General features: G+C 54.7%; 2 rRNA genes (1 of these 2 cut by a window edge). Both read left to right on the top strand.

Annotated features, from left to right (window positions below):
* Nucleotides 1-259: 259 nt before the first annotated feature.
* Nucleotides 260-1,784, top strand: a 16S ribosomal RNA gene (locus MRBLMI13_RS18380).
* Nucleotides 1,785-2,198: 414 nt separating this feature from the next.
* Nucleotides 2,199-2,644: ribosomal RNA gene (locus tag MRBLMI13_RS18375) — 23S ribosomal RNA — on the top strand (it continues 2,757 nt past the right edge of the window).
* Together the 16S and 23S rRNA genes form the textbook arrangement of a ribosomal RNA operon.

Here is a 2,644-nt window from a genome sequence, read left to right as displayed (position 1 = left end):
TAAGATAGAGAAGTTGCCCTTCGGGCCTGGTTGTGATGACTGGGTCGTGGGAGCATCCGATCCTTGAGAACTCAACAGCGTGCACTTGTCAAATGCCAAATTATCCTCGTCTAGCTTCGGCTGGGTGAGAATTCCTTTGGATCAAAGACCAACCTCCTTGTGGGGTTGGCATTCGGATGAAGTCAGCAATGAATTTGTCTCTTTGGTCAGCATCAAACTCGCTGCGTCACCGTTTTCCCGGTGTCGTATGCATTTCTTTTTTACGGAGAGTTTGATCCTGGCTCAGGATGAACGCTGGCGGCGTGCTTAACACATGCAAGTCGAACGGTGAACACGGAGCTTGCTCTGTGGGATCAGTGGCGAACGGGTGAGTAACACGTGAGCAACCTACCCCTGACTCTGGGATAAGCGCTGGAAACGGCGTCTAATACTGGATACGAGTGGCGACCGCATGGTCAGCTACTGGAAAGATTTATTGGTTGGGGATGGGCTCGCGGCCTATCAGCTTGTTGGTGAGGTAATGGCTCACCAAGGCGTCGACGGGTAGCCGGCCTGAGAGGGTGACCGGCCACACTGGGACTGAGACACGGCCCAGACTCCTACGGGAGGCAGCAGTGGGGAATATTGCACAATGGGCGCAAGCCTGATGCAGCAACGCCGCGTGAGGGATGACGGCCTTCGGGTTGTAAACCTCTTTTAGCAGGGAAGAAGCGAAAGTGACGGTACCTGCAGAAAAAGCGCCGGCTAACTACGTGCCAGCAGCCGCGGTAATACGTAGGGCGCAAGCGTTATCCGGAATTATTGGGCGTAAAGAGCTCGTAGGCGGTTTGTCGCGTCTGCTGTGAAATCCGGAGGCTCAACCTCCGGCCTGCAGTGGGTACGGGCAGACTAGAGTGCGGTAGGGGAGATTGGAATTCCTGGTGTAGCGGTGGAATGCGCAGATATCAGGAGGAACACCGATGGCGAAGGCAGATCTCTGGGCCGTAACTGACGCTGAGGAGCGAAAGGGTGGGGAGCAAACAGGCTTAGATACCCTGGTAGTCCACCCCGTAAACGTTGGGAACTAGTTGTGGGGTCCATTCCACGGATTCCGTGACGCAGCTAACGCATTAAGTTCCCCGCCTGGGGAGTACGGCCGCAAGGCTAAAACTCAAAGGAATTGACGGGGACCCGCACAAGCGGCGGAGCATGCGGATTAATTCGATGCAACGCGAAGAACCTTACCAAGGCTTGACATATACGAGAACGGGCCAGAAATGGTCAACTCTTTGGACACTCGTAAACAGGTGGTGCATGGTTGTCGTCAGCTCGTGTCGTGAGATGTTGGGTTAAGTCCCGCAACGAGCGCAACCCTCGTTCTATGTTGCCAGCACGTAATGGTGGGAACTCATGGGATACTGCCGGGGTCAACTCGGAGGAAGGTGGGGATGACGTCAAATCATCATGCCCCTTATGTCTTGGGCTTCACGCATGCTACAATGGCCGGTACAAAGGGCTGCAATACCGCGAGGTGGAGCGAATCCCAAAAAGCCGGTCCCAGTTCGGATTGAGGTCTGCAACTCGACCTCATGAAGTCGGAGTCGCTAGTAATCGCAGATCAGCAACGCTGCGGTGAATACGTTCCCGGGTCTTGTACACACCGCCCGTCAAGTCATGAAAGTCGGTAACACCTGAAGCCGGTGGCCTAACCCTTGTGGAGGGAGCCGTCGAAGGTGGGATCGGTAATTAGGACTAAGTCGTAACAAGGTAGCCGTACCGGAAGGTGCGGCTGGATCACCTCCTTTCTAAGGAGCATCTGACTCTTCGGAGTCCAGAACCCAGATCGAGGACGTTCGTTTCTCGCTGGGAGCTCATGGGTGGAACATTTGACATGACATCAGCGCAGCTGAGTCTCGTGAGTACGCTGACCTTCGGGTTGGTTGGAAAGTGGGGCTTCGTGAGCGGGGTGTCTGCACGCTGTTGGGTCCTGAGGGACCGGATGCGATCTTCGGATCGTTTCTGTACCTCTGGGCCTCTTGTTGTTTCCCCTGTGGGGGAGGCGGGAAGGGGTACCGCCCGTACTTTGAGAACTACACAGTGGACGCGAGCATCTTGCAACTGATCTTTGATCGGTTGCACAAGATGATCTTAAAGATCATTAGTCAATTTCAAGCCAGGCCGTGTGTCTGGTGTCGATTCTGATTCAAACTCATGTGATTTATCAAGTCTTTAAGAGCAAACGGTGAATGCCTTGGCATCTGGAGCCGAAGAAGGACGTAGCAATCTGCGATAAGCCTCGGGGAACTGATAAGCAAGTTTTGATCCGAGGGTGTCCGAATGGGGAAACCCCGCTGGGCGGCGTGCCGACCTAGTGACTCCCGCCTGAATATATAGGGCGGGTAGAGGGAACGTGGGGAAGTGAAACATCTCAGTACCCACAGGAAGAGAAAGCAACCGCGATTCCGTTAGTAGTGGCGAGCGAAACCGGAACAGGCTAAACCTAGCGTGTGTGATAGCCGGCAGGCGTTGCACGTTGGGGGTTGTGGGACTTTTCAGTCATCTCTGCCGAGATGGCGGCGTTACAAGATGGTATAGACGAACGGTCTTGAAAGGCCGGTCATAGAGGGTGCCAACCCCGTAGTCGAAATGCCACCCTTGGCGCGAA

It is taken from the genome of Microbacterium sp. LMI13-1-1.1, assembly GCF_040815625.1.
GTDB lineage: Bacteria > Actinomycetota > Actinomycetes > Actinomycetales > Microbacteriaceae > Microbacterium > Microbacterium forte.
The sequence above is the reverse complement of the archived record's forward strand: the minus strand, read 5'-3'. Positions and strand labels throughout refer to the sequence as shown.